Source organism: Propioniciclava sp. LT294 (assembly GCF_059516005.1).
Map to the genome: position 1 here is coordinate 532057 of NZ_JCAKNG010000001.1, position 26818 is coordinate 558874.

Annotated in this window: 27 protein-coding genes and 1 pseudogene; 17 read left to right on the forward strand and 11 right to left on the reverse strand. The window is 69.5% G+C overall.

Going from position 1 to position 26818, the window contains the following annotated elements; translation table 11 throughout:
* Positions 1 to 56: 56 nt before the first annotated feature.
* From fbaA to AC5YDA_RS02495, 3 genes are all read right to left on the reverse strand, one after another.
* Positions 57 to 1079, reverse strand: coding sequence for a class II fructose-bisphosphate aldolase (gene fbaA, locus AC5YDA_RS02485; protein WP_496189361.1), 1023 nt, complete (start codon positions 1077 to 1079; stop codon positions 57 to 59).
* Between the two features lie 134 nt (positions 1080 to 1213).
* Entirely contained in the window at positions 1214 to 1777 is a 564-nt protein-coding gene (locus tag AC5YDA_RS02490; RefSeq protein ID WP_496189360.1) for a hypothetical protein, read from the reverse strand.
* 60 nt (positions 1778 to 1837) lie between these two features.
* Positions 1838 to 2485 carry a TrmH family RNA methyltransferase gene (locus AC5YDA_RS02495; RefSeq protein ID WP_496189430.1) on the reverse strand — a complete coding sequence of 216 codons (648 nt, stop codon included), beginning with the start codon at positions 2483 to 2485 and terminating at the stop codon, positions 1838 to 1840.
* A 69-nt stretch (positions 2486 to 2554) separates the two neighbouring features.
* Between AC5YDA_RS02495 and AC5YDA_RS02500 the strand changes: the two genes are divergently transcribed.
* A complete protein-coding gene (locus AC5YDA_RS02500; RefSeq protein ID WP_496189359.1) occupies positions 2555 to 3487 on the forward strand; it encodes a DUF368 domain-containing protein in 933 nt (310 codons plus the stop codon).
* 759 nt (positions 3488 to 4246) lie between these two features.
* Here the strand turns inward: AC5YDA_RS02500 and AC5YDA_RS02505 are convergent.
* Positions 4247 to 5692, reverse strand: a pseudogene (locus AC5YDA_RS02505) (MDR family MFS transporter); the annotation flags it as partial.
* Here AC5YDA_RS02505 and AC5YDA_RS02510 point away from each other — a divergent pair.
* Entirely contained in the window at positions 5607 to 6092 is a 486-nt protein-coding gene (locus AC5YDA_RS02510; RefSeq protein ID WP_496189358.1) for a MarR family winged helix-turn-helix transcriptional regulator, read from the forward strand. The pseudogene AC5YDA_RS02505 and the gene AC5YDA_RS02510 overlap by 86 nt on opposite strands.
* A 304-nt stretch (positions 6093 to 6396) precedes the next feature.
* Here AC5YDA_RS02510 and AC5YDA_RS02515 read toward each other — a convergent pair whose 3' ends face one another.
* From AC5YDA_RS02515 to AC5YDA_RS02530, 4 genes are all read right to left on the reverse strand, one after another.
* Entirely contained in the window at positions 6397 to 7179 is a 783-nt protein-coding gene (locus AC5YDA_RS02515; protein WP_496189357.1) for a LemA family protein, read from the reverse strand.
* 21 nt (positions 7180 to 7200) lie between these two features.
* Entirely contained in the window at positions 7201 to 7743 is a 543-nt protein-coding gene (pyrE, locus tag AC5YDA_RS02520) for an orotate phosphoribosyltransferase (protein ID WP_496189356.1), read from the reverse strand.
* A gap of 10 nt (positions 7744 to 7753) precedes the next feature.
* Complete coding sequence (locus AC5YDA_RS02525; RefSeq protein WP_496189355.1) at positions 7754 to 8443, reverse strand: class E sortase; 690 nt, start codon at positions 8441 to 8443, stop codon at positions 7754 to 7756.
* 98 nt (positions 8444 to 8541) lie between these two features.
* The gene (locus AC5YDA_RS02530; protein ID WP_496189354.1) at positions 8542 to 10248 is read right to left on the reverse strand and encodes an MSCRAMM family protein; all 1707 of its coding nucleotides are present in this window, start codon (positions 10246 to 10248) and stop codon (positions 8542 to 8544) included.
* 165 nt (positions 10249 to 10413) lie between these two features.
* On the opposite strand from AC5YDA_RS02530, the gene AC5YDA_RS02535 reads away from it, so the two are divergent.
* A complete protein-coding gene (locus AC5YDA_RS02535; protein ID WP_496189353.1) occupies positions 10414 to 11097 on the forward strand; it encodes a LuxR C-terminal-related transcriptional regulator in 684 nt (227 codons plus the stop codon).
* On the opposite strand, the gene AC5YDA_RS02540 is transcribed toward AC5YDA_RS02535, so the two are convergent.
* Together AC5YDA_RS02540 and AC5YDA_RS02545 are read right to left on the reverse strand one after the other, a co-directional pair.
* Entirely contained in the window at positions 11090 to 11902 is an 813-nt protein-coding gene (locus AC5YDA_RS02540) for a spermidine synthase (RefSeq protein ID WP_496189352.1), read from the reverse strand. The genes AC5YDA_RS02535 and AC5YDA_RS02540 overlap by 8 nt on opposite strands.
* A gap of 47 nt (positions 11903 to 11949) precedes the next feature.
* Positions 11950 to 12780 carry an alpha/beta fold hydrolase gene (locus AC5YDA_RS02545; RefSeq protein ID WP_496189351.1) on the reverse strand — a complete coding sequence of 277 codons (831 nt, stop codon included), beginning with the start codon at positions 12778 to 12780 and terminating at the stop codon, positions 11950 to 11952.
* Between the two features lie 337 nt (positions 12781 to 13117).
* Between AC5YDA_RS02545 and AC5YDA_RS02550 the strand changes: the two genes are divergently transcribed.
* Positions 13118 to 14311: a S8 family peptidase gene (locus tag AC5YDA_RS02550; RefSeq protein ID WP_496189350.1), complete on the forward strand. Its 1194-nt coding sequence runs from the start codon at positions 13118 to 13120 to the stop codon at positions 14309 to 14311.
* A gap of 96 nt (positions 14312 to 14407) precedes the next feature.
* Here AC5YDA_RS02550 and AC5YDA_RS02555 read toward each other — a convergent pair whose 3' ends face one another.
* Positions 14408 to 14854, reverse strand: a complete 447-nt coding sequence (locus tag AC5YDA_RS02555) for an NUDIX hydrolase (protein ID WP_496189349.1) — start codon at positions 14852 to 14854, stop codon at positions 14408 to 14410.
* Between the two features lie 205 nt (positions 14855 to 15059).
* Here AC5YDA_RS02555 and AC5YDA_RS02560 point away from each other — a divergent pair, with 205 nt between their 5' ends.
* From AC5YDA_RS02560 to istB, 13 genes are all read left to right on the forward strand, one after another.
* Complete coding sequence (locus tag AC5YDA_RS02560; RefSeq protein ID WP_496189348.1) at positions 15060 to 15362, forward strand: urease subunit gamma; 303 nt, start codon at positions 15060 to 15062, stop codon at positions 15360 to 15362.
* 11 nt (positions 15363 to 15373) lie between these two features.
* Positions 15374 to 15706 carry an urease subunit beta gene (locus tag AC5YDA_RS02565; RefSeq protein ID WP_496189347.1) on the forward strand — a complete coding sequence of 111 codons (333 nt, stop codon included), beginning with the start codon at positions 15374 to 15376 and terminating at the stop codon, positions 15704 to 15706.
* On the forward strand, positions 15703 to 17415 hold the full coding sequence (ureC, locus tag AC5YDA_RS02570) for an urease subunit alpha (protein WP_496189346.1): 1713 nt from the start codon (positions 15703 to 15705) through the stop codon (positions 17413 to 17415). The genes AC5YDA_RS02565 and ureC overlap by 4 nt, the downstream gene beginning before the upstream one ends.
* A gap of 7 nt (positions 17416 to 17422) precedes the next feature.
* Positions 17423 to 17911 carry an urease accessory protein UreE gene (locus AC5YDA_RS02575; protein WP_496189345.1) on the forward strand — a complete coding sequence of 163 codons (489 nt, stop codon included), beginning with the start codon at positions 17423 to 17425 and terminating at the stop codon, positions 17909 to 17911.
* Positions 17892 to 18611, forward strand: a complete 720-nt coding sequence (locus AC5YDA_RS02580) for an urease accessory protein UreF (protein WP_496189344.1) — start codon at positions 17892 to 17894, stop codon at positions 18609 to 18611. The genes AC5YDA_RS02575 and AC5YDA_RS02580 overlap by 20 nt, the downstream gene beginning before the upstream one ends.
* A 15-nt stretch (positions 18612 to 18626) precedes the next feature.
* Entirely contained in the window at positions 18627 to 19259 is a 633-nt protein-coding gene (gene ureG / locus AC5YDA_RS02585; protein WP_496189343.1) for an urease accessory protein UreG, read from the forward strand.
* A gap of 2 nt (positions 19260 to 19261) precedes the next feature.
* Positions 19262 to 20116 carry an urease accessory protein UreD gene (locus AC5YDA_RS02590; RefSeq protein ID WP_496192730.1) on the forward strand — a complete coding sequence of 285 codons (855 nt, stop codon included), beginning with the start codon at positions 19262 to 19264 and terminating at the stop codon, positions 20114 to 20116.
* 44 nt (positions 20117 to 20160) lie between these two features.
* Positions 20161 to 21060, forward strand: coding sequence for an urea transporter (locus tag AC5YDA_RS02595; RefSeq protein ID WP_496192731.1), 900 nt, complete (start codon positions 20161 to 20163; stop codon positions 21058 to 21060).
* A gap of 92 nt (positions 21061 to 21152) precedes the next feature.
* On the forward strand, positions 21153 to 23036 hold the full coding sequence (locus AC5YDA_RS02600; protein ID WP_496189340.1) for an ATP-binding protein: 1884 nt from the start codon (positions 21153 to 21155) through the stop codon (positions 23034 to 23036).
* Positions 23033 to 23767: a helix-turn-helix transcriptional regulator gene (locus AC5YDA_RS02605; protein ID WP_496189339.1), complete on the forward strand. Its 735-nt coding sequence runs from the start codon at positions 23033 to 23035 to the stop codon at positions 23765 to 23767. The genes AC5YDA_RS02600 and AC5YDA_RS02605 overlap by 4 nt, the downstream gene beginning before the upstream one ends.
* Before the next feature lie 134 nt (positions 23768 to 23901).
* Complete coding sequence (locus AC5YDA_RS02610) at positions 23902 to 24276, forward strand: DUF4242 domain-containing protein (protein ID WP_496192732.1); 375 nt, start codon at positions 23902 to 23904, stop codon at positions 24274 to 24276.
* A complete protein-coding gene (istA, locus tag AC5YDA_RS02615) occupies positions 24248 to 25957 on the forward strand; it encodes an IS21 family transposase (protein WP_496192733.1) in 1710 nt (569 codons plus the stop codon). The genes AC5YDA_RS02610 and istA overlap by 29 nt, the downstream gene beginning before the upstream one ends.
* Positions 25954 to 26757: an IS21-like element helper ATPase IstB gene (istB, locus tag AC5YDA_RS02620; protein WP_496189084.1), complete on the forward strand. Its 804-nt coding sequence runs from the start codon at positions 25954 to 25956 to the stop codon at positions 26755 to 26757. The genes istA and istB overlap by 4 nt, the downstream gene beginning before the upstream one ends.
* Positions 26758 to 26818: the final 61 nt, after the last annotated feature.

Sequence of the window (26818 nt, forward strand, 5' to 3'; positions counted from 1 at the left end):
ACGCCGCGGGTGCATGGGCTGCACCCGCGGCGTCCGACGTGGTCAGACCGTCAGACTCACTTGCCGGACGTACCGACCGAGCCCAGGTCCTGGCAGGCCTCGACGATGCGCGCAGACATGGCGTTCTCGGCCTCCTTGCCCCAGGCGCGCGGGTCGTACTGCTTCTTGTTGCCGACGTCGCCGTCGATCTTGAGGACGCCGGCGTAGTTGCCGAGCATCCAGCCGGCCACCGGGCGGGTGAACGCGTACTGGGTGTCGGTGTCGACGTTCATCTTGATGACACCGTAGGACACCGCGTCCGCGATCTCCTGCTCCGAGGAGCCCGAGCCGCCGTGGAAGACGAGGTCGAACGGCTTGTCCTTGCCGTACTTGGCGGCGACGGCGTCCTGGATCTCCTTCAGCACCTCGGGGCGCAGCTTGACCGCGCCCGGCTTGTACACGCCGTGCACGTTGCCGAAGGTGAAGGCCGCCATGTAGCGACCCTTCTCGCCCAGGCCGAGGGCCTCGGCGGTGCGCAGGCCGTCCTCAGGAGAGGTGTAGAGCTTCTCGTTGATCTCGTTGGCGACGCCGTCCTCCTCGCCACCGACGACACCGATCTCGATCTCGAGGATCTGCTTGTTGTACGCGGTGAGCTTCAGGAGCTCCTCGGCGATCTGCAGGTTCTCGGCCATCGGCACGGCGGAGCCGTCCCACATGTGGGACTGGAACAGCGGGTCCTGACCTGCGGCGACGCGCTGGCGGGAGATCTCGAGCAGCGGGCGGACGTAGGTGTCCAGCTTGTCCTTGGGGCAGTGGTCGGTGTGGATCGCAACGTTCACCGGGTACTTGCGGGCAACCACGTGGGCGAACTCGGCCAGTGCCACGGCGCCGGTCACCATGTCCTTGACGCCCTGGCCGGAGCCGTACTCGGCGCCACCGGTCGAGAACTGGATGATGCCGTCGGAGCCGGCATCTGCGAAGCCCTTGAGGGCGGCGTTGAGGGTCTGGGACGAGGTCACGTTGATGGCCGGATACGCGAAGCCCTTCGACTTCGCACGGTCGATCATCTCGGCGTACACGTCGGGGGTTGCAATGGGCATCTGTCACTCCTAGGTGAATGCGTCGTCGAACACGTCCATTCAACCGCAAATCCCCCTTCGACGCCCACGCGGCCACCCCCGGCTCGAACGGTGGACGGGCGACGCAGGTTCGGCCGGACGGGGTGGTCCCCGGCTCAGGCGTCGAGCGGCGTCAGGTCGATGTGGTGCCGGTTCCCCGACAGCGCACGGACGGCGGAGTCGACGGCCGAGGGCGAGTGGCTGAGCCAGTCGACCGGGACCTCGCGCCACGCGCCGTTGGTGGCGACGACCACGAGGCGTCCGGAGCCGCGGCCGCCGCCCGGGACGGCGACCAGGTGGTCGACGTCCTCCCAGGCCAGGTAGTTGTCGAGGTGGAGCCCTCCGCGTCCGACACCCAGGGCGAGCCCCTCGTGGAGGCGTCCGAGAGCGCGCTTGATGCGGACGGTCCCCACGATGGCGTGGACGAGGAACGCGAGCGAGATGCCCACGCTGACGCCGAGGATCGACCAGAAGAACACGTCGAGGGTCTCCCGGTTGAGCCACCCGATGACGGCCCAGATGACCAGGGAGAACACCAGGCCGATCACGCGACCGACGACGCGGCCGCGCTTGAGCCGGTAGAGCTCGACGGCTGGTTCGGGGGCGAAGAACACCGGGAAGTCCAGCGCCTCGCGCGGTGGGGGCGCCCACCCCTGGGGCAGAGGCGTCGGCTGGCTCATGGCGCCATGCTACCCAGCACGCGCCGGCCCGGCAGATGGGGGGGCCGACGGCTCCCCGGTCTACGGGCGGACACCCCCACCCACCGGCGGAGTGTGCTGCAGCGACCAGTGGTACATCGCGATCGCCGCCGCGGCACCTGCGTTCATGGAACGCGTCGAGCCGTGCTGGGTGATCGCGACGACCTGGTCGCAGGCGTCCACGACCTCATCGGTCAGGCCCGGTCCCTCCGACCCGAACACCAGGCAGCAGTCCCGGGGCAGTGCGGCTGTCTCCAGCGGGACCGAGCCGGGCAGGTTGTCGACCCCCACCAGACGGACGCCCGCGGCGTCCGCCCAGGCGACGAAGTCGGCGACCGAGGCGTGGTGGTGGACGTGGAGGTAGCGGTCGGTGACCATCGCGCCGCGCCGGTTCCAACGGCGGCGCCCGAGGATGTGCACGCCGGCGACGTTGAAGGCGTTGGCCGTGCGGACGACCGACCCGATGTTGAAGTCGTGTTCCCAGTTCTGGATCGCGACGTGCAGCGGCGCCCGGCGGGTGTCCAGGTCGGCCACGATCGCCTCGAGGCGCCAGTAGCGGTACTCGTCGACGACGTTGCGGCGGTCCCCCTCGGCGAGCAGCGCCGGGTCGAGGCGCGGGTCGTCCGGCCATGGCTCGGGATGGGGGCCCACACCCACCGACGGTTCCGTCGGGTCGGCAACCGGCTCGATCTCGCTCACCGGCCCACGGTAGCCTGAGCGCGAACCATCCCCCCGCACCCAGCGCATCGAGGAACTCACATGACCGAAGAGACCCCCGTCCGTCCGGGCGCCCCGGACGCGACCGACCTGCACGACCCTGACAACGTCGCCGCTTGGTTGGTCCGCCTGCTGAAGGGCATCGCGGTCGGGATCGGCTTCATCCTGCCCGGCCTCTCGGGCGGCGTGCTGGCCGTGATCTTCAAGATCTACGACCCGCTGATCAAGTTCCTCGCCAACCCGTTCAAGCACTTCGTGCGCCAGGTGAAGTACTTCCTGCCCGTGGGCATCGGCGGCATCATCGGCGTGGTCCTGTTCTCGATCGTGGTCGCCGCCGCGTTCGGCCGCTACGAGGCCGCGTTCGTCTGCCTGTTCATCGGCTTCGTGATCGGCACCTTCCCGAGCCTGTGGCGTCAGGCCGGCAAGAAGGGTCGCACCGCCAAGCACCTGGTCATCCTCGCGGTCTCGGCCGCGGCGATCTTCGGCATCATGCTGCTGGGCGGCGGCCTCAACCTGGAGGTCCCGCCGAGCATCCCCGTGTGGCTGGGTTCCGGCGCGCTCATCGGCCTGGGCGTCATCGTCCCGGGCATGAGCCCCTCGAACTTCCTCATCTACTTCGGGCTCTACGACAAGATGGCCGCGGGTATCAAGGACTTCGACCCGACCGTCTTCATCCCGCTGGGCATCGGCCTGGCGCTCTGTGTCGTCCTGTTCGCCAAGGCGGCCAACTGGGCCTTCTCCCACCACTACGCGGGCATGTACCACTTCATCCTCGGCATGGTGGCCGGGTCGTCAATCGCGATCTTCCCGACGGTCGTCCTCGCCCCGGACGCCATCGGGAAGGCCGGGCTCGGCATGGGGGCCTTCCTCGCCTTCTGCGCCGTCATGCTGGCCGCCGGCGTCGTGGCCTCGTGGCTCTTCTCCAAGCTCGAGGACCGGTACGCCGACGAGCGGGAGGCGATCGACGCCGCCTGATGCGTCACCCGCCCGGGCGGCGGCCTCCCCCACCCAGCGGCGGGAGGCGGAGTCAGCCACCAGAGCGGTGTCGAGCATCCACACGGCGCGCTGGAGGGCGTGGCTGTCCAGCCCCTCGACCGAGTCCAGACGCGGTTTCGTCGGGTGGGAGGACGCCGTGTCCCCGGCATCCTCCGCCACCCGCTTCGCGACCGCGGTGAGGCGCGCGGTGAGTTCGGGGCTCAGCATCTGCTGCCGGTGACCGTGGCCGGCCAGTTCGACGGCGAACGACTCGTGCTCGTCGATGACCTCGGGATCCTCTGCCAGCAGCATGGTCGAGGTCGACCGCAGCAACTGCAGGCCGCGCTCCAGGTCTCCCCCACCGAACTCGGCCAGAGCCGACCGGAGGATCGCGTTCTCGGGGCGTTCGACCTGTTCGGTGAGCAGGATGAGGTGCGCCGCGACCATGCGCTCCTTGTTGCGCGCGTGGTGCTCCTCCGGGGTCAGGGAGAGAGCCTGCGGGTCGGCCGCGCTCATGCCCGCGGACTGGCCGGGCTCCTCGGGCGCGAACGAGTCGCGGAGCGGGATCGCCCGGATCATCAAGGTGGTGGCGAGCACCGCGATGCTCAACCACGGCAGGATGGCGTAGATCGCCTGCATCGCGTCCGACAGGGACAGTCGCAGCACCAGGGCCACCGAGTCGGGCAGGTCCTTCATGGCGGACGGGTTGAGCACGGCATTGGGGTCGATGCCACCGCGCGGCCCCTCGTGCCGGGCCTGCGGTGTCATCCGCCAGTTCAGGCTGGTCACGAGTTGCGACGTCATCAGGCTGCCGGCGATGGCCGTGCCCAGAGTGTTGGCGATGTTCCGGAAGAACTGGAGCGCCGACGTCGCCGGGCCGAGGTCGCGGCGCTGGACCGCGTTCTGCACGGTCAAGGTGTAGATCTGGAAGGACATGCCCACGCCCAGGCCCATGACCGTCGTGGAGAGGGTGAGCTCCAGCGGGGTGGACTTCGCGTCGAGCCGGAGCAGCAGCACGGACGCCACGGTCATCAGCACCACGCCGGCCACGGCGAACGACTTGTACCGCCCCGTCCGGGTCGTCAGGTTGCCGACCACGATGCCCATGGCGAACAGGCCCACGTTCATCGGGATGAGGATCGCGCCGGACGCGGTGGCCGACACCCCGAGGACGCCCTGGGCGTACACCGGCGTGTAGATGATCAGCATCATCAGCACCATGTTCATGAGGCTGGCGGCGATGACCGACCACGTGAAGATCGAGTTGCGGAACAGCGACATCGGCACGATCGGCTCCGCCGCCCGCCGCTCGATGACGACGAACGCGACGAGGAACACGACCCCCAGCCCGAGCAACCCCAGCACCAGCGGGTCGGTCCAGCCGCGCGTGCCGCCGAAGCTGATGCCCAGCAGGGCGGCGCTGACACCGATGGTCATGGTGGCGATGCCGGCGTGGTCGACCCTACGGGGGATGTCCAGCTCCGGGATCTTCATGAAGCGCACCACGAGGTACAGCGCCAGGAATCCGACGGGCAGGTTGATGTAGAACAGCCAGCGCCACGTCGAGACGTCCGTGACGAAGCCGCCGATCAGCGGTCCGGCCACCTGTGAGGCACCCATGAGCGCCCCCATGTAGCCCGCGTACTTTCCGCGCTGGCGGGGCGGGATGATGTCACCGAGGATCGTCTGGGACAGGGGCATCAGGATCCCCATGCCCGCCCCCTGGACGGCGCGCGCCGCGACCAGCCAGGCGAAGGACTGCGCGACGCCGGACAGGACGTTGCCCAGCATGAAGATGATCAGGCCCAGCGCATAGAACCGCTTGCGGCCGAACATGTCGGACAGCTTCCCGCTGATCGGGGTGACGATGGTCATCACCAGCATGACGATCGTGGACAGCCACGAGTAGTACTCGACGCCACCGAGGTCGGCGATGATCCGTGGGATCGCCGGGCTGACGACCGTCTGGCTGATCGAACTGGTGAACATGCCGATCAACAGACCGAAGTAGATCCACCGGATCTTCCGGAACTCGAACTCCTCGCGGGCATCGGTCACGAACGGCGACGATACTCCTGCCCCGAACGGCCCCCGGGCGTTCGCGAGTACGATGCGCCCCATGAGCGAGGAGACCACGACGCACGACGGCCTCGTGACGGCGCTGGTCTCGCAGGTGCAGGCCCTGGCGCTGGCGTCCGACCGCATCGGCACCGTGTTCGCCGGGCAGCACCACCTGCACACCACCGATTTCCGGGCTCTCACGCTGATCTACCGGGCCGAGCGCGAAGGGGTCCCCCTCACGGCCCGACAGCTGGCCGATCACCTGCAGGTGTCCCCCGGGGCGGTCACCTACGTCGTCGATCGCCTGGCCGCGTCCGGCCACGTCTACCGGGACGCCGACCCGACCGACCGGCGCCGGGTGCTGCTGCGCTTCGGGGAGCACGGGCGCCAGGTCGCCGGAGCCTTCTTCGGCCCCCTCGGCCGCGTGCACGCCGAGGCGATGGCGTCCTACTCGGTGGACGACCTGCGCACCTGCCTCCGCTTCCTGCAGGACGTGAACGCGTCCCTCGACGACTTCGGCCGGGGTCTTCGCAGTACTGAATAGTCCATTCGATTCAGGGAGCGGGAACGGCCCGCCGACCTGGTCGAGACGGGTCTCCATCCTCTTCGCCGCGACCTGCGCCCTGACCCTTGGCACCCTGGCCCTGGTCTGCCGCAGGCCCACGACGGCCGGCCGGGTGCCGACGCCCAGGGTGGGCCCCTCGGGTTGGGACGGCCCGACACTCAGGCTTGCCACATCTGCACGCGTGGCGAATCCACCCTGGACGTGGCATTCCTGAGTGTCGGCGCTGAGACCACACAGCACGAACGCCCGGCCCCCAACGGGACCGGGCGTTCAGAAGGAAGGATCAGTTGTACTTCGGGGGCTGGTAGCCCTCACCCTCGGGGCGGTCAGCCGGCTGCGGCTGCTGCTGGCCGAAGTCGAGGGGCTGGGACTCGCGCCCCGCCTGCGGGTTGGGCAACTCGTTCGGGTTCGAGCCCTGGACCGACGCCGGACCGGACTGGCGCTGCGAGTCGGGGGCGTCGCCCCGGTAGGAGATCTCACCGAAGCTGACGTCGGGAGCGCGGCGCACCTCGGCGTCGTTGACCTCGAAGTAGGTCGCCTTCTGGAAGTTGAACGAGTTCGCGATGAAGTTCGACGGCACCGACTCGATCCGCGTGTTGTAGTTGCGCACGTTGGCGTTGTAGTAACGACGCCCTGCCGCGATGCGGTCCTCGGTCTCGGCGAGCTGCCGCTGGAGCTCCAGGAAGTTCTGGTTGCTCTTCAACTCGGGGTAGGCCTCGACCTGCACCATCAGGCCATGCACCTGCTGGGTCAGCTGCTCCTCCACCGCGGCGCGTTGGGCGGACGGGGCGTCCCCCCGCTCGGCCGACGCGAGTTGCTGGGCCTGCTGGCGCAGCCGGACGATGCCCTCGAGGGTGTTTCGCTCGTGGCCCGCGAAGGCGCGCACGGTCTCCACCAGGTTCGGGATGAGCTCGTAGCGCCGGTTCAGCTCGACGTCGACCTGCCGCCAGGACTCCTGGATGAGGTTGCGCTGCTTCACGAAGCCGTTGTAGGCGCCCACGGCCCAGGCGATGCCTCCGACCACGACGAGCAGGACGATGATCAGGGGGATGGCGATCCATTCCATGCGCGCCAGCCTAGCGGGCGATCACGACAATCCGAGATCCCCCAGCCCCACCGCGTAGCGGTAGGGCAGGCCCGCGGCCTCGATCCGCTCCCGGACGCCCGTGTTGCGGTCCACGATCGTCACCACACCCGCGACGATGCCGCCCGCGTCCTGCACCGCCTCCACGGCCTGCATGACGGAGCCACCGGTGGTGGAGGTGTCCTCGACGACGAGCACGCGTCGTCCGGACACCTCGGTGCCCTCGATGCGCCGCTGAAGGCCGTGCGCCTTGGACTCCTTGCGCACGACGAACGCGTCCAGGCGTTCTCCGTCCGCGGCGGCTGCGTGCAGCATGGCGACGGCCACCGGGTCGGCCCCGAGGGTGAGCCCGCCGGCGGCCTCGAAGTCCCAATCGGCGACCAGCTCGCGCATCACGCGTCCGACCACGGGCGCCGCAACGCCGTCGAGGGTGACGCGGCGCAGGTCGACGTAGTAGTCGGCCTCCTTGCCGGACGCCAGCGTGACCTTCCCGTGCACCACGGCGAGGTCGAGGATGTGCTTGATCAGATCTTCCCGGTCGGACATGGGCGAAAGCCTACTTCGACTGCGTCGCCACGAGCTTGCCGAACGCGATCGTGCGGTCCGGCGAGCGGAAGAGGTCCTGGCAGGTGGTGAGCGTGAGCAGCGACTCGGTGGGCCGCACCTCCGGCTTGCCCGGGACCGGCTGGATGACCCACGTGTCGGTGTCCTTGACGGTCATCTCCGCGGGGTTGTTGGTCAACTCGTAGGTGTAGGTCGCATCCCGGGTCTCGACGATGACCTGGTCGCCGACGGCGAGGTCCACGATGGGGGCGAACGGCCCGGTGGCCCCCCGGTGGCCGGCGACGGCGAAGTTGCCCACCTGCCCCGGCGCGGCCGTGCCGTCGTACCAGCCCAGGCCCTTCTTCAGCGTGGGTTGCTCGGTGCCCGCCAGCACCGGTTGCTCGAAGTCCGCCCCGAACTTCGGGATGCGCATCAGCGCGACCGCGTCGCCGGGCAGGGGTCGGACGGGCTGGGCGGCCGCCGGCCGCTGCCACTCGTCCCGCAGGTCGGACGCCTCGGCCGCGGCCACCTGCGGGTCGACCAAGGGGTTCCAGAACAGGTCGTAGGACGACCACCCCAGGGCCCCGAGCCCCAGCACCAGGAGCGAGACGCCCGCGATGGTCAGGCCGCCGCCCCTGCGCGGGGCCCCGCTGCGACGCCCGCGCTCCTCGGGCAGTGCGCGGCGGGGTGCGGTCTCGGTCACCCGGTCAGTATGCCAGCGACCCGTGCCCCTCCTCCCTGAACGGGGCTCGGCCCGCGGCATGGGGCGCCGCGGGCCGGGCCATGGGCCGGACCGACCGCTTACGGGTCGATCACGATGGTGCAGGTGTAGGTACCTTCGACGAGGTTGGTCACCGCCTCGGCGGTGTCGTCGAAGACCGTCCCACCGGGTGTCGCGTCAGAGCCGAGGACGGCGTCGGTGGCATCCCGGCAGACGATGCTGGCCGCGGTACCCCCGGTCACCTGGGGGGTGAACGTCACCGAGATGTTGGACAACGGCTTGTTCTCGAAGCTCACCGTCGCCTTCGTCCCCGTGCTGCACGTGGCCTTCTGGCTGACCGTCACGGACTTGGTTCCTGCCTCGAGCTGGTAGCCGGCCTGCCCGGACTTCTCCTCGACCGTGTAGTCGGTGCCGAACAGCAGGTCCGGAATGCAGACCTTGCCGGTGGTGGCGTCGGTGGACCAGGTGCCGGAGCTGCCGTTCATGATCACCGTGCTTCCCTTCTTCACCTCGAAGGTGGCGGTCAGGTTCGGCTCGGTGGGTGTGGCGAGCGTCCGTCCGAAGTGCTTGGCGGTCTTGGTGATCTCGATGACGCCGCGTTGCCGCGGGTCGACGAGGGTCACCGTGACCATCTGATCGGTCGTGACGGTGATCGCCGTGTCCGGAGCGGGGTCATGGTTGGTCGGGACCACGGTCTCGACCACCCAGTAGGTGCCGAAGAGGACGCTGTTGATCGTGCAGACACCGGCGCTGCCCGTGGTGCACTTCTGAACCGGATCGGTGATGACGTCGACGTTGGGGTCGCGCGTCCCGCCGATGGTGCCCAGGTCCTTGTACAGCGTGAACTCGGCGCCGGCCAACGGCGCGTTGGCGTCGTCGGTCTTCACGATCCGCACCGAGCCACAGTTGTTGATCGACACGGACAGGGGCGCGATGAAGTCCTTCAGCGCCGAGGTGAAGGAGTCGGACGAACGGCTCTTCAGGTAGGCGCTGCCGAACGACGTACACGTTCCGGGCGGGATCAGTGCGGTGAAGTTGACCGTCGCCTCGCCGAACGTGCGCGCACTGATGGCACCGAGCCCGTCCGAGTCAGTGTCGAGGATCGCCGACGTGTTGATCGAGCCGGCCGCGATGCCCGCCGAACTCAGGTTGCTCTTCGTGCTCCAGCAAGGGACCTTGTTCGAGGCCTGGCACTTGGTCTTGTCCATCGTCTCCCACGTGGACAGCCACAGGGTCGGGTGCGTGCCGCCGTTGGAGAGGTCGTACTGGATCAGCAGGTCGCCTTGCGTGCGCTCCGGGGTGATGGTGTTGGCGCTCTGCGTGGAGGACTGGTTGAACTCGAAGTCCATGTTGGTCGTGCCGGTCGGGTCCTGGACACGGTGCCAGAACAGGTGCAGGAACTTCGTCGCGCCTGCCACCTCGAGGTAGGTGCCGAAGGTCTTCAGGTCGCTCTTGTTGGGCGGGATGCTGCCGTCCACGACCGTGGGCACTGCCGTGTCCTCGGACGCGCCCTGCCCGAACGAGTCGTCACCGCTACCGCTGGGGAGGTCCGCCTTGCGAGCCTCCCCGACGGTCGCCCAGTCCATCGACGGGGCCGGGTCGTCGAGTTTGAGGTTGGCGTCGGCGTCGATCTCGAAGTTGCTGCCGGCCAGCCCCACCAAGGCGTGGGTGGCGAAGGCCGGCTGCAAACCGCCCAGGGCCAGTGCGCCCGCCGCGACGAACACGGCGGCCAGGCGTCCGGCCCTGCTGGTATGCGAGCGTCGGGGTGATGCGGGTGGTGTGTGCATGATGTCCCCCTAGACATGCGGGGTGCCCGGACACCGACGGTGTCGCGCCAAGCACTCCGTGTGTCGAACCTAGGAGCGTCACGACGGCGTTGGTATCGGTCAATCACTTGATTTTGTCGGTAGGCACTCATTACAGTGGATCATTAGGGTTTCGACGGGGGTCGCATGGACATCCTGATCCTGGCCGAGCATCGAGCCTCGGTCGCCTCGCTGGCCGCCGCACTCGTCACCCAAGGCTTCGTGGTGAACGTCGTCACCTCGGTGGCGGACGCCCTCGAGGCGATGGTGCCGAGCGCTCCGGACCACCCCTGTCGCGCTCTCCATGCCGCCCTCCTGGAAGTCGAGTCCGGTGGCCTCGTCCTCTGCCGCGAACTGCTCTACCGCGACTCCAGCATCCCCGTCCTGCTCTTCTCGAGCACACGGACCGATCCCCTGGACCGCGTGGTCGGCTTCATGCTGGGTGCCGACGACTACCTCGTCACTCCCCTGCACCCGGAGGAGGTGCGCTGGCGCATCCAGCGCTCGGTCTCCCGTGCCGGTGAAGGGTCGACCCGGCGCGGGCCACCGTCGTCCGCCGCCGACGCAACGTTCCGGGCGCTCACCCCGCGGGAACAGGACATCTTGGCGCGACTGCTGGCCGGTCGGACACAGCGCCAGATCGCGCGCGAGCTCGTGATCTCCGACAAGACCGTGGGCACCCACATCCAGCACATCCTGGCCAAACTCGATGTGCACCATCGCGCCGAGGCGATCGCCCTGGCCCATCGCCTGGGCTTTCGGCCAGGCGTGACCAACGACGGCCACGCACCCCAGGACGGGCTGGGCACCGACACCACCACCGTCAACTGAACCAGGTCCCCCGCTTGGGCACCGGCGAGGACTGCTGCTCGTCGTCCGTGAACGGCACGGCCGCCCCGATCCACTCCACCACGTCGCGGCCCGCGATGTACCGGTACGGGAACGCCGCACGCGCGGCCTGCCGCGACAGTTCGGTCGCGGGCAGGCGCCCATCGGAGGCGACGACCACGAGGTTGCCGAAGCGGCGACCCTTCCAGACCGCCGTCTCGGCGCTGAGGAGGATCGAGCGGTGCACGTCCCGCACCGCCGCCACGAACCGGCGCGACCAGGCGAAGGGAGAACGGTCGGTGATGTTGGCGATGAACACCCCGCCCGGACGCCGGCGCAGAGCCACTTCGGACAGGAACTCCCCCGTCGCCAACGATGCCGGCACGCGCGGCCCGTCGAAGGCGTCCAGCACCAGGGCGTCGAAGTAGTCCTCGGGCATGGCCTGCAGGCCCTCGCGTCCGGCGACCGTCCTGATCTTGATCCCCGAGCAGGCCGGCAGGGGCATGAGGCGGCGGACGTCCTCGACGAGGTCGGCGTCCGGCTCGCACACGACCTGGGCCGTGCCCGGACGGCGGGCGGTGACGTAGCGCGGGATCGTCAGGCCTCCCCCTCCCAGGTGGACGACCCGCACCCGGTCCGCGTCAGGGCGTCCCAGCACCGTGGCGTCCAGCGCCTCGACGATGCGCTGGACGTACTCGAACTCGATCCGCAGCGGGTCGGCCGGATCGACCCACGACTGCGCCGTGTCGCCGGCGACCACCCGGAAGGCGCCCGGATGGAACGGGTCGGCTTCCACGTGCGCAGGCATGGCGAGAACGCTACCGGCGCGTGCGTTCCTGCGCAGGCGGGGTGGCGCTAGAGAGAACCGAGGAACTCCAGCAGCACGCGGTTGAACTCGTCCGCATGCGAGGTGGTGATGCCGTGGGGTCCGCCGGCGACGACGTGGAGGCGGCAGTTGGGAATCATCTCCGCCGCGCGTCGGCCGGACGCCGAGAACGGGACGTTGTTGTCCGAATCCCCGTGGACGACCAGCGTCGGCACGGTGAACTTCGCCACGTCCTCCCGGAAGTCGGTCGCCCACGCGATGATCGTGTCCTGGAGGGCCCGGTCGGAACCCTGTCCGGCGATCCTCAGCACGTCGCGGAACTGGTCGTCGCTGATCGTCATCTCCGACGGGTTGCTGAAGAACCAGGTCATGAACTTCTCCAGGAAGGCGCCCCGGTCGCCTTGGCACTCGTCGCGCAGACCACCGAAGCCGGACAGCGGCATGCCGCCGTCGGGGTTGTCGTCGGTGATGCAGAGCGCGGGCGTGATCGCCGAGGCCAACACCGCGCCGGACAGCCTCGACTCACCGTAGGTGCCGATGTAGCGCGCGACCTCACCGCCCCCCATCGAGAAGCCGACGAGCACGGCGTCGGTCAGGTCGAGTTCGGTCATCAGGTGGTTGAGGTCGGACGCCAGCGTGTCGTACTCGTAGCCGTCCGGCGCCTTGTCGGAGCGCCCGAATCCGCGGCGGTCGTAGGCGATCGTGCGGTACCCGGCGTCCTGCAGGGCAGGGATCTGGGCAGCCCAGGCCTCGGCCGAGAGCGGCCAGCCGTGGATCAACACGACCGGACGGCCCTCGCCACCGGAGTCCTCGTAGTAGAGCTGGATCGGGGTGTCACCGGGAATGGTCAGGTACGGCATTGCGCCCTCCTCGTCGTCGAGCCTTCTGGGCCCGACCCTACCCACACCCCCGGTGTCGCGGGAGCCCCGGATCCGGCTCAGTGTCTCGGGTGTGGCTGCGGTCCCCCTCGAAGAACAAAACCGCCCACCGCCGAAACTTCGTACGGGCCAAACTCGGCCCCGCGGTGCGATAATTGAGGGTGTCGGAGTCCGCGTGATCTGTTCGTGGCCGCCGGGCGGCGCCGCCTCGCTCCAGTCGAGCGGAGCAGCCTCCCCGAGGACCAGATCGTCCCGCGCACCCGGGCGACGACATCGGCGGGCAACAGCGTCCGTGTGGTTCAACCATGGGGAGAACACCATGTCAGTTCATCACCGCCCTTCCGACAAGGGAACGGCCACTTGGCGACGCACGTGCGCGGCGCTGGTCCTGACGATCCCCCTGGCGGTGCTGCCGGCCACAGCCATGGGTCAGCCGGCACCAGGTCCGAGCACCGACACCAAGACCTACATCGTGCAGTTCCGTGACGGTGTCGACCCCCGAGCTGAGGCCGCGGCCGCGAAGGCGCGCGGCGTAGGAGTGGGCAGGGTCCTGACGCATGTCTTCCCCGGCATGATCACCCAGCTCAACGACGCGCAGCGAACCGCACTCGCCAGGAACCCGCGCGTCGTCGTCATCGAAGAAGACCAGGTCGTGACAGCCGACACCACCCAAACGGAGGCTACGTGGGGCTTGGACCGCATCGACCAGCGGAAGCTGCCGCTGTCGGGCTCGTACTCGTATGACTCCAGTGGTGTGGGGGTGCAGGCCTACGTCATCGACACGGGCGTGCGGGCCGATCACGAGGAGTTCGGCGGTCGAGTCGCCGGGGGCTACGACTTCGTCGACGACGACACCGATGCGAGCGACTGCAACGGCCACGGCACGCACGTGGCCGGGACCATCGGCGGCGCCACCTATGGGGTCGCCAAAGAGGTGACCATCGTTCCGGTGCGCGTCCTCGACTGCGCCGGGTCGGGCACCACCAGCGGTGTCATCGCGGGCCTGGACTGGGTGAAGGAAGTCCACGTCAACGGCGAACTCGCGGTCGGGAACATGAGCTTGGGCGGTCACAAGTCCAAGACGCTGGACACGGCGGTGAAGAGCGTCATCGCGGACGGCGTCACCATGGCCGTGGCGGCAGGGAACAGCAATCAGCTCGCCTGCAACTTCTCGCCGGCGGGGGTGCCGGAAGCGCTCACCGTCGCTGCCTCCACCAGCACGGATGCTCGGGCTTCGTACTCCAACTACGGCTCCTGTGTCGACCTGTTCGCACCGGGGTCGTCGATCACCTCAGCGTGGTACACATCCACGACCGCCACGAACACGATCTCAGGCACGTCGATGGCCACACCGCACGTCGCTGGAGTGGCCACCCGAATCCTCGAGAAGAACCCGGGGATGACCCCGGCCGAGGTTGCCGCAACGATCAAGGGCACCGCCACGAAGAAGGTGGTCGAGAGCGCCGGCAGGGGAACGCCGAATCGGCTCCTGTACATCGACCCCACATCCTGAGCGCGTTGAGGCAGCGCTCGGTTGGCGCTGCCTCCTGACCCCATTCACCCCGAATCCGCCGCGCGGCATGGCTGATCGCGCCACCGCAGTCGGGGGTCAGGGTGCTTGGGGAAGCCAGGAGGCCGCGTTCGCGGGGTAGAGCGGCAGATCGCCCTCAGCATCGTCGAAAGGTCGCCACACGACCGGGACCACGGACCCGTCCGTCTCGATGAGCGCGGCACCGCCTGGGGCCGGCTCGGGGTCCAGGCGGCCCGTGTAGAGGAAGACGATCTCGTGGCCGAGTTGACCGTCCATGCGGAAGATGTTCTCCACCACCCCCAGATAGGTCAGGCGGTTGACGGTCGCTCCGAGTTCTTCACTCACCTCGCGGAGGACTGCGTCGCGATGGGTCTCACCGAGCTCCACGCTGCCCCCGATGAGCCGGTGGTAGCCGTCGGGGTTCTCGAGGGTGGGTTGGTTCACAGAGACGGCATGCGCCGTCCCAGCGGCGTTCGGAGCGATCAGCATCGCCTTCACCCGGATACGCGAGCGTTCAGTGGCCACTGACCGACCGTACAGCGCCGCGCGAGCTGCTGCCCCTCCCCACGCAGGGGCGTGACCGTCGCGCTGGAAGCCTTCCTGACGCCTTGGAGTGTGGGGCGGAGGCTGCTCCCGTGAGGACCACGGTGGGGACTGCACCGACCTGTGTGGGCAGGACTACCATCCCCCTGTGGCCCGGTCGGGCCACGCATCGGAGAGGAGTCAGCACATGCACCTCACTCCCCGCGAACAGGAGAAGCTCCTGATCGTGGTCGCAGCAGACCTGGCCAGGCGCCGCAAAGAGCGAGGCCTCCAGTTGAACCACCCGGAGGCGGTGGCGTACATCACCGCCGAGTTGCTCGAAGGGGCGCGCGACGGTCGAACCGTCGCCGAACTGATGTCCTACGGCACGACCTTGCTGTCGCGCAGCGACGTCATGGAAGGCGTCCCCGAGTTGATCCACGCCGTCGCGGTCGAGGCGACGTTCCCTGACGGGACCAAGCTGGTCACCGTCCACGACCCGATCCGCTGAGGGGGGGCAGCATGATTCCTGGAGAGTACCGATTGGGCACGGGCCCGATCACGATCAACGCGGGTCGTCCGACCAAACAGGTGCGCGTGACGAACACGGGCGATCGGCCCGTGCAGGTCGGCTCGCACTTCCATTTCGCGGAGGTCAACACAGCCCTGGACTTCGACCGTGCCGCTGCGCACGGCTTCCGACTGGACATTCCCTCCGGTACAGCTGTCCGCTTCGAGCCAGGCGATGCCAAGACCGTCCGACTGGTGGCCCTCGCCGGCGCCCGCGAGGTGTACGGGCTGGCGAACCAGACCAACGGCCCGCTCGATCCGGCGCGGGGGGAGGAGGCATCATGAGTTTCGAGATGAGCCGCGAGGCCTACGCGAGCCTTCTGGGCCCGACCACGGGCGACGCCGTTCGCCTCGGCGACACGGACCTGTTCGTCGAGATCGAGTACGACCTCACCCACAAGGGCGACGAGGTCGTGTTCGGCGGCGGCAAGGTCATCCGCGACGGCATGGGGCAGAACGGACGCCGCTCCCGCGATGACGGCGTCCCCGACACCGTCATCACCAACGTGATCGTGCTCGACCACACCGGCATCTACAAGGCTGACGTCGCCATCCGCGACGGCGTCATCTCTGCGATCGGCGCCGCCGGCAACCCCGACATCATGGACGACGTCGACATCGTCATCGGCGCCTCCACCGAGATCATCGCCGGCGAGGGCCGCATCCTGACCGCGGGCGGGATCGATTCGCACATCCACTTCATCTCGCCCCAGCAGATCCCGACGGCGCTGGCGTCCGGCATCACCACGATGGTCGGTGGCGGCACCGGTCCGGCCGAAGGGACCAACGCGACCACCATCACCCCGGGCCCCTGGCACCTGGCCCGGATGTTCGTCGCCCTGGAACGCTTCCCGATGAACGTGGGCCTGCTCGGCAAGGGCCACGCCTCGGCCCGCGGCCCGCTGGCGGAGCAGATCGAGGCCGGCGCCATCGGCCTGAAGGTGCACGAGGACTGGGGCGCCACCACGTCGTCCATCGACGAGTCGCTGAAAGTGGCCGACGAGTTCGACGTCCAGGTGGCGATCCACACCGACACGCTCAACGAGTGCGGCTTTGTCGAGGACACCAGGAGGGCCATCGGCGGGCGGGTGATCCACACGTTCCACACCGAGGGCGCCGGCGGCGGGCACGCCCCCGACATCATCACGCTTGCCGGCCTTCCCAACGTGTTGCCGGCGTCCACCAACCCGACGCTGCCGTACACGAAGAACACCATCGACGAGCACCTCGACATGCTCATGGTGTGCCACCACCTCAACCCGGACATCCCCGAGGACGTCGCGTTCGCCGACTCCCGGATCCGCGCAGAGACCATCGCCGCCGAGGATGTCCTGCACGACATGGGCGTGTTCTCGATCACGTCGTCCGACTCCCAGGCGATGGGACGTGTCGGCGAGGTCATCACGCGCACCTGGCAGGTGGCCGACCAGATGAAGAAAGCGCGCGGCGCGCTACCCGGCGACCCCGCCAACGGCGACAACTTCCGGGTGAAACGGTTTGTCTCCAAGTACACGATCAACCCCGCCCGCGCCCACGGCATGGCCGACGTCATCGGCAGCGTCGAGGTGGGCAAGTGGGCCGACCTGGTGCTGTGGGAGTCGGCCTTCTTCGGCGCCAAGCCGAGCCTGATCCTGAAGGGCGGCCAGATCGTGATGGCGCTGATGGGCGATTCCAACGGATCGATCCCGACCCCCGAGCCGCGCACCATGCGGGACATGTTCGGGGCCCTCGGCGACGCACCGCAGCAGAACTCCATCACGTTCATGTCCCAAGCGGCGGTGGACGCCGGCGTCCCGGAGAAGTTGGGGCTGCGGAAGCAGATACGCGCGGTGCACGGCATCCGGACCCTCACGAAGGCCGACATGGCGTTCAACGGCGAGACTCCCGAGTTGAAGGTCGATCCGCAGACCTACGAAGTGACGGTCGACGGGGTGCTCGCCACCTGCGAACCGGCGGAGCGGCTCGCCCTGACGCAGCTCTACTTCCTCTTCTGAGGCCTCGGTGATCGTCGAAGAGGTGGTCGGCAACATCGCCGACATCCCGCCGGACGAGCGGTCGGCCGTGCACGTGGAGAGGGTCGTGCTGGACCAGGCGTCACTGCGACGCAGGGTCCAGCGGGTTCGGACGGACCACGGCCGCGAACTGGGCCTGCGGCTCACCGGCTCCGCCGACCTCGCGGACGGGGACATCCTCCTCCGCGAGCCGGGCGTCCTCGTGGTGGTCTCCGTCGAGCCCACGGACGTGCTGGTGATCGCGCCGGGCAGCGTGCTCGAGATGGGGGTGGTGGCCCACACGCTGGGCAACCGCCACCTGCCCGCCCAGTTCCTCCCGCCGGGGGTGGATGCTCCGGGCCTGGAGGGGCACCACGGGCTGATGGTCATCGAGTACGACCACACGGCCGAGCACTACCTGCAGGAGGTGGGGGTCCGCTTCATCCGGCAGAACCGGCTGATGGAGGTGCCGTTCCGGCATGCCGAGCACAGCCACTGACCGGGCGTGGGACGTCCCGGGCTGGCAGTTGCCGTTGGCACAGTTGTGCGACTCGGCCCTGCCCACCGGGGCGTTCAGCCACTCGCTCGGCCTGGAGACCTACATCGACGAGGGAAGGGTCACGGACGAGGCGTCCCTCACCGCCTGGCTGACCGTGCTGGTCCGCACCCAACTCACCCACGCCGACGGGCTCGCCGCCCGGATGGTCTACGAGGCGCTCGACGCGGGCGCCCCCGACAGGGTCTGGGGCGTCGACGAGCGCCTGGCGGCGCAGGCGCTGCCCCGCCAGGTGCGGGATGCTGCCCGCACGATGGGGGCCCGGATGGTCGCCATCGCGCGGGCTTCCAACGCCCTGCCCCTGCTCGATGACTACGCCGGACGCCTCGCCGACCGTCGCTGCCACGGCCATCCGGTCGTCGCCGTGGCCATCACCGCCCAGCAATTGGGGGCGCCCCGGGGAGTGGCCGTCGCGGCGTACCTGTACTCGGTGGCGACATCGCTGACGCAGATCGCGGTTCGAGCCATCCCGCTCGGGCAGACGGCTGGCCAGCGGGTCCTGGCGGCGGCCCGCGCCGAGGTGACGGACGCCGTGGCACGCATCGCCACGCTGTCCCCCGAAGACTTCGGAGCTGTTCCGCCCGGCGTCGAGATCGCCCAGATGCGCCACGAGCGCCTCCGGGCACGCATGTTCATGTCCTGAGAGAGCGAGGCAACGATGACGCATTCAACCGGCCACGGCCCCATCCGCATCGGGGTGGGCGGCCCCGTGGGTGCCGGCAAGACCCAACTCATCGAGCGGATCACCCGCGCCCTGGCCGACGAGGTGTCGATGGCCGCGGTCACCAACGACATCTACACCACCGAGGACGCCAAGATCCTGGCGGCCAACGGCGTCCTGCCCGTCGACCGGATCATCGGTCTCGAGACCGGGGGGTGCCCCCACACCGCGATCCGCGAGGACACGTCGATGAACGAGGCGGCGGTGGCCGACCTCGTCCGCCGTCACCCCGACCTGGAGCTCGTCTTCGTCGAGTCCGGCGGGGACAACCTGTCGGCGACGTTCAGCCCCGAGTTGGTCGACTTCTCGATCTATGTCATCGACGTGGCCCAGGGCGAGAAGATCCCCCGCAAGGCCGGTCAGGGGATGATCAAGGCCGACCTGTTCGTGATCAACAAGACCGACCTCGCCCCCTACGTGGGTGCCGACCTGTCGGTGATGGAGGCCGACTCGCGGACGTTCCGCGGTGACAAGCCCTTCTGCTTCACCAACCTGAAGACCGACGACGGTCTGGCCCGCGTCCTGGACTGGATCCGCCATGACGTCCTCATGATCGACCTGCAGGGCTGACGGTGACCGGTTGGCAGGACGCCCCAGCCGGCTGGCCGGACGAACCGACCGGGCGACTCCACCTGCGGATCGCCCGGCGGGACGGTCGCTCCGTCGTCGCCGCCCAGTACCACCGCGGCGCGCTCCGCGTCCTGAGGCCGCACCGGCTCGACCACTCGGGGCAGGTCTGCCTCGTCTCGGTGAACCCGGGCGGCGGCTACCTGGGCGGGGACACCTACCTGACCGAACTCGACGTCGGCCCGGACGCCTCCCTGCTGTTCACCACCCAGGCAGCCACCAAGATCTACCGGACGCCGACCGCCCCCGCCCGCCATCACACCCACGTGCGTGTGGCGGCCGGCGGCGTCCTGGAGATGGTCCCCGACCAGGTGATCGCCTACCGCGACGCGCGCTACGACCAGAGCATGACGCTCGAGCTCGACCCCGCCGCCACGTTCGTCGGCGCGGAGGTCGTCACGCCAGGCTGGTCCCCGGACGGCACATGGTTTTCCTACGACCAGGTGCGGCTCTTCACGAGCGTGTCCGTCGGTGGGCGCCCGGTCGTCTGGGACAACCTCGTCCTGCGCCCGCACGACGGTGACGTGTCCGGCCTCGGCGCCATGGAGGGGTTCTCGCACGCGGGGTCCCTGCTCGCGATGGACCGCCGCGTTGACCAGGCTCTGCTGGACGACGTCCACCAGGTGGCGGACGCCGCCGTCGGCGTCCGCGCCGGGCTGACGCTGGTCGACGGGCCGGGTCTGCTGCTGCGGGCGCTGGGCCGCGACACCAAGGTCGTGGCGGACCTGCTCCTCGACGTGGATGCGCTGCTGCGCGATCGCTGGTTCGGTACCGCGCGCATTGACCTGCGCAAGTGGTGAGAGCCACACCCTTGCGATCCTCGACCCCAACCACAGGACCCTCCATGACCATGACAGAACCCATCACGTGGGCCGGAACGGCCAGGAACTTCGCCCACGGCGTCGGCCAGATCTTCTTCCAGCCCAACCCGGCCACCGGTCTGCTGACCCTCGCCGGCATCGCCGTCTGGTCGGTCCCGATGGCGCTGATGACCGCGCTGGGAGTCGCTGTCGCCACGGCGTCCGCCCGGCTGGTGGGGGTGTCGACCGCCCAAGGGCTGCAGGGCTACTGCGGTGCTCTGGTGGGCGCGGCCGCGTGGACCACGTTCGCCCACCCGTGGCCCGCCTTCCTCGCCACCGTGCTCGGCGGGGCGGCGTGCCCGGCGGTGACCAAGGGGCTCGACCTCGCGCTGACCCTGGGCGGTACGGCCAGAGCCGGGCTCCCCGTCCTCACCGCCCCGTTCTGTGTGGTGAGCTCGCTGCTCGTCCTGCTGAACCAGGCGATCATCCCCCCGGCGGCGCCCGCACCCCCGGCGGGCCTGGAGGGGCCGCCCCTGCTCCTGCTGCTGCAGGGGATCCTTGCCGGGATCTCCCAGGTCGTGCTGGTGGAGAGTTGGCTCGGTGGGTTGCTGATGCTGGTCGGGCTGTGCCTGGCCGGGTGGCGCGTCGGCCTGGCGGCGGTGCTGGGCAGCTCGCTCGGCGCGGCGACCGCCCTCGCCACAGGCACGCACGTCGGGACGGTCGCGCACGGGCTCGCGGGATTCTCCCCGACCCTGACCGCCATCGCCTTGGCGGTCGTGTTCCTGAAGCCGGGCTGGCCGGCCTGGCTGGCGGCTGCGGTGGGCTCGGTGGTGACCGTGGGGGCGCAGGCGCTGCTGGGCCTCACCCCGGCCCCGGTGTTCACGTGGCCGTTCATCGTCACCACGTGGCTCGCGCTCCTCGTCCTCAGACGCCAGCGCCGTTGAGGTGCCGGCGAGGGCAGCGCCCGGTCGTGGGAAGGTGAGAACACGCCGGTCCGACGCCGTCCCCGAGCCCCTGCCGGGGTAGCGTGCCCACCATGGTGTCACCGCTTGTGGTGCTGGAGCGCGAGACGGTCCTCGCGGAGCTCCTTGCGCTCCACGACGCCGTCGCCACCGGCGAGGGTCGCATGGTCCTGCTCACCGGCGAGGCGGGCATCGGGAAGACGACCGTCGCGCGGCAACTCGCGGAGCAGGTCGAGAGTCCGACGTGGTGGGGCCAGTGCGACCCGCTCGCCACGCCGAGGCCTCTCAGCCCGCTGCTCGACATCGTGGACGACCCCGCAACCGGACTCTCAGACCTCTTCCGCGGGGCGCCTGAGCCGTACGACATCTTCGCCCGACTCGTCGCGGTTCTGCGGGCCCTTCCCGAACCCGTGCTCGTGGTCCTTGAGGACATCCACTGGGCGGACGGGGCGACTCTTGACTTGCTCCGCTTCCTCGGAAGACGTCTGACGCGGTGCCATGCCCTCGTTCTGGTGACCTTCCGGGACGACGAGGTCACCGCCGAGCACCCACTCGCCGCCATCGTCGGCGAGATCGAGCGGCAGCCGGCCGTGATCCGGATCGGTCTGGCGCCGCTCAGCGAGACCGCTGTCGCCCAGCTCGCGTGTACGACCGGGACCCCCTTGGACCCCACGCGGCTGCACGCGCTCACCGGCGGCAACCCGTTCTTCGTCACCGAGGTCCTCGCCAGTGGCGACTACTCGTCTTCGACGGTCCGGGACGCTGTCATGGCCCGTCTGGGAGCGCTCGACCAGGACGCCCGCCGGGTGGTTGAGACGGTTTCGCTCGATCCGCGGGCCCTGGAGTGCACATACGCCATCGATCTGGCGGGCACGGATACCGGTGCGGCCGAGCGGGCTCTCCACTCCGGAGTACTCCTCGACGGCTCGGCGGGTCTGCGCTTCCGCCACGAGCTGGCCCGTGGCGCGGTGGTCGCCGCCATACCCACGGCCAGACGGAGGGAGTGGCATCGACGGCTGCTCCCGCTCCTGCTCGATGGGGAGCGGGTCGATCTCAGCCGGGTCGTCCATCACGCGATCGCCGCAGAGGAGTGCTCCGCCGTTGTCCAACATGGTCCTGGCGCTGCGCGACAGGCGCGACGGCGGGGTGCCACGCGGGAGGCGGCAGAGCTGCTCGATGCCGTCCTTGCCGCCGCAGAGCGCCTCCCACCGCCGGACAGGCTGCCGCTGGCGGAGCAGATCCGGTTGCGGCACGAGGCTGTCGACGTCCTCACGCTCGTCGACCGCCAGCAGGACGCCCTGCGTCGCGCGATCGAGGGCGTCGACATCGCACGAACGCTTGACGATCCAGCGCTTCTCGGCAGCTCCCTCCTCAAGCTCGCCCGAGCCGAGTGGCTCACCGGCTCGGCCGCCCAGGCCCGCGAGACTGAGAGGAAGGCGGTGGAGACCCTCCGTGCAGGCGCTCCCGGCCCGGCTCTCGCGGCTGCGCTGACTCAGGGTGCGAGCACCGCGATGCTGGCCAGACATCATGCCCCGGCCGTTGCGCTCGCACGGGAGGCGGTCGCCGTGGCCGACTCGCTCGGCGACGCCGAGCACCACGACCTCGCCCTGGTCTTCTGGGGCGCGGCCGAGCTCGTCACCGGTGACCCCGACTCCGGCATCACGATGCTCCTCGATGTTCTCGAGCGCGCGGATCGGGCGGGTGACCGAGGACTGGCGACCCGCGCGCTGGGGATGCTCGGGAGCGGTGGCGGTGAGGCCAGACGGTACGAAGACGCCTTCGACTGGCTGGAGCGGGGAATCGCGGAGGCGCAAGCGCACGACCTGGACTACAACGCGGCCTACGACCGCGCGTGGCAGGCCCGCATCCGATGCGAGCAGGGGCGGTGGGACGAGGCGGCAGAGCTGGCCCAGGGCCGGCAGGTCTTCCGGTGGAGGCCGCTGTCATTTCGCCGATGACAGCGCTCTCTGCGATCGGCAGGATCCGAGCGCGCCGTGGGGACCCTGAGGCGCGCGAGGTGCTGGACCGCGTCCTTTCGATCGGCTCCGGAGCCGAACTGCAGCACCGGTGGCCGGCGCTGTGCGCGCTGGCCGAGCTGGAGTGGCTCGCCGGTCGACCCGAGCGCGGACGAGAGATACTCACCCACCCGGGGGAGGAGGCCCTGTCGACGGACAGCCCGTGGGCCCAGGGCGAGATCGGATACTGGCTGTGGCGGTGCGGCGGTGTCGACACGGTCCCTGACAGCGCCGCGGAGCCCTTCCGGCTCATGGTGCGCGGCGAGTGGCACGCCGCATCGCAGGCATGGGAGCGCATCGGCTGCCCCTACGAGCAAGCCCTCGCACTCATGGACGGCGACACCGACGGACAACTACAAGCCCTGGGCATCCTGGACCGGCTGGGCGGCAGACCCCTGGCCCTGCGCCTCCGAACCCAACTGAGGGCCGGGGGGCTCGTCGCGGTTCCGCGTGGGCCGCGCTCGGCCACACGAGACCACCCGGCCGGTCTGACAGCACGACAGGCCGAGATCCACCAGCTGCTGACCCAAGGACTCACCTACGGCGAGATCGCCTCCCGCCTGTACATCTCGACGCGCACGGTGGAGCACCACGTATCCGCGGTCCTGGCCAAGTACGGCGTCGGCCGCCGAGAGGATCTGCCCCCGGCGGGTCAACGCACACCCGGGCGCTGACCACCACAGCCCAGCGGCGAATGTCCCGACATGGGGGGGCGTGCGCCCAATCTGGGGGTCTACCCCCCGATGCCCGCGCACCCCACCCTGAGCGACGGTGGAGGAGTCAGTTGCACCGCGATCAAGGAGATCCCATGCACCGCTACCTCGTCGAGCGCACCTTCCCGGACGGGCTCATCATCCCCGGCACGGCGGAGGGCGCCAAGGCCCTTCAGGGAGTCGTGGAGAAGAACCTCGAGCACGACGTGTCCTGGGTGATGTCCTACGTCTCCCCCGACCGAACCCGCACCTTCTGCATCTACGACGGTCCGACCCCTGTCGCCTGCCATGAGCATGGGACCGGGGTAGCGGGTTTTCTGCCAGGTTCATGGGACCACTTGGATTGCCAGTCATGGGACCACCCGGCGTGTCTTGCCGGTGGGTCCTGGGTCGGCTCGTTGGATCGCCGTGTCGGTGTCGCCGTCATGGAGGTCTACGGGCGTGGGATTCAGGGAGGTCAGTGTGGTTGAGGTCAGGGAAGTACTCCGCGGCTGGCTCGAGGGCGCCGGGCTGCGGACAGTCGCCGAGCGGGCGGGGGTGGACCGCAAGACGGCCCGCCGCTATGTGGCCGCCGCGCAGGAGGCCGGTCTGCAGCGGGACGCGGGGTTCACGGCGGTCGATGACGACCTGGTCGCTCAGGTGGTGTCGGCGGTGCGTCCGGCCCGCCCGAACGGGCACGGGACGGCGTGGGAGGCCCTGGAAGCCCGCCAGGAGCAGATCGCGGTGTGGTTGGCCGGTGACGGCAAGGACGCCAAGCCGTTGTCGGTGGTGAAGGTCCACGAACTGTTGGCGCGGCAGGGGTGTGTGGTGCCGTATCGGACGTTGCACCGGTTCGCCGCCGAACGGTGCGGGTTCCGCGTGAAGGACACCACCGTGCGGGTCGCCGACGGCGAGCCCGGCGTCGAGCTGCAGGTCGACTTCGGACACCTGGGCTACCTGACCGGCGAAGACGGTCGCCGGCGGAAGGTCCACGCCCTGATCTTCACCGCCTGCTACTCGCGGCACCTGTTCGTCTGGTTGACGTACTCGCAGACGTTGGTGGCGGTCATCGCCGGCTGTGAAGCGGCGTGGGCGTTCTTCCAGGGTGTGTTCAAGGTGCTGATCCCCGACAACATGAAGGCCATCGTCACCGACCCCGATCCGGTGAACCCGCGCCTGTCCCAAGGCTGGCTCGATTACGCCCAACACGCCGGGTTCGGCACCGACCCGGCCCGCGTCAGATCACCGAAGGACAAACCGAAGGTCGAGCGGGCGGTGCAGTACGTCCGCGGCAACTTCTGGGCCGGTGAGGTGTTCACCAGCCTGGAGGAAGCCCAACAACGCGCCACGGTGTGGTGCGCCGAGCGGGCCGGGATGCGGATCCACGGCACCCTGCAGGCCCGCCCGGCGGAGGTGTTCGACGAGCACGAGGCCGGGGTGCTGTTGCCCGTCCCGCCGGCGTATGACGTGCCCGTGTTCAAGACCGTGAAGGTGCACCGCGACTTCCACGTCGAGGTCGCCCGCGCCCTCTACTCGGTGCCCGGCGCCTACCTCGGCCACCAGCTGGACGTGCGCGCCGACCGGGAACTGGTCAAGCTGTACCACCGGGGCCGGCTGGTCAAGACCCACCCCCGCCAAGCGCCGGGGGGCCGATCCACCGACCGCGACGACCTGCCCGCAGAGAGGTCCGGCTACGCGTTACGGGACCTGACCCGCCTGATCAGCACGTGCGCGGTCCACGGGTCGAGTATCGGGATCTACGCCGAGCGGCTCCTGGACGACCCGCTGCCGTGGACGCGGATGCGCGCGGTGTACCGGCTCCTTGGGCTGGTCCGCCGCTACGGCAACGGGCCGGTCGAAGCCGCCTGCTCCCGCGCCCTGGACCTCGACGTGGTGTCGGTCACCAAGATCGCCTCCATGCTGGAGCGGGCCACCGAGGACACCCTGCCGCTGCTACCGACTGGCACCATCCCCGGCGGCCGGTTCGCCCGCCAACCCGCCGAGTTCGCCACCCGGCCGACGGCCTTCGCCAGTGACCGGACCAGCCCCGCTGCCATCCAGGGGACCACCCCTGCCAGTCACCGGACCCCCACCGCCGGCGGTCCGGTCGCCACGTTGACCCTGGTCCGCGACGACGGACCCGACACCCTCTTCGAGGAGGAGCACCGATGACCACCATGACCAGACCCCCGGCGCCGGTCGACCCGGTCGGCGTCGACCTGACCCGCACCCTGCGCGCCCTGAAGCTGGGCGGCATGGCCGACACCCTGCCCGAACGGCTCCACCTGGCCCGCCAGCAACAGCTGGGCCACGCCGCGTTCCTCGAACTCGTCCTGTCCGACGAGGTCACCCGCCGCGAGGGCCGCTCCGCGACCCTCCGCGCCGCCAAGGCCGGCCTGGACCCCACGATGCGGCTGGACACCTTCGACGACCAACCCGACCTCACCTACGACCGGCACCTGTGGTCCGACCTGACCACCCTGCGGTTCGCCGAAGCCGGCACCGGCGTCCTCATCCTCGGCCCCGTCGGCGTCGGCAAAACCCACCTCGCCACCGCGCTCGGGCACATCGCCATCCGTCGCCGCCTGACCGTCGGCTTCCACCGCGCCGACAAACTGTTCACCCGGTTGCGGGCGGCCCGGCTCGACAACACCCTCGAGGCCGAGCTCCGACGCCTGACCAGCATCGACCTGCTCATCGTGGACGACTTCGCGCTGCGGGCCCTCGACGCCACCCAAACCAACGACTTCTACGAGATCGTCGTCGAACGTCACCGCCGCGCCGCCACGATCTGGGTGTCGAACCGAGAACCCGCCGAATGGCTCGGCCTGACCACCGACGCCCTCCTCGCCCAATCCGCCATCGATCGACTCACCTCAGGCGCGCACACCCTCGTCGTCGAAGGCCCCTCCTACCGCCAACGCGGGCGCGTCACCGTTGACCCCAGAAACGAGGTCCGCCATGCTCGATAACACTTCCAAGTGGTCCCATGCTCGTGGCAACACGGTGGTCCCATCACGCTGGCAAGCGACA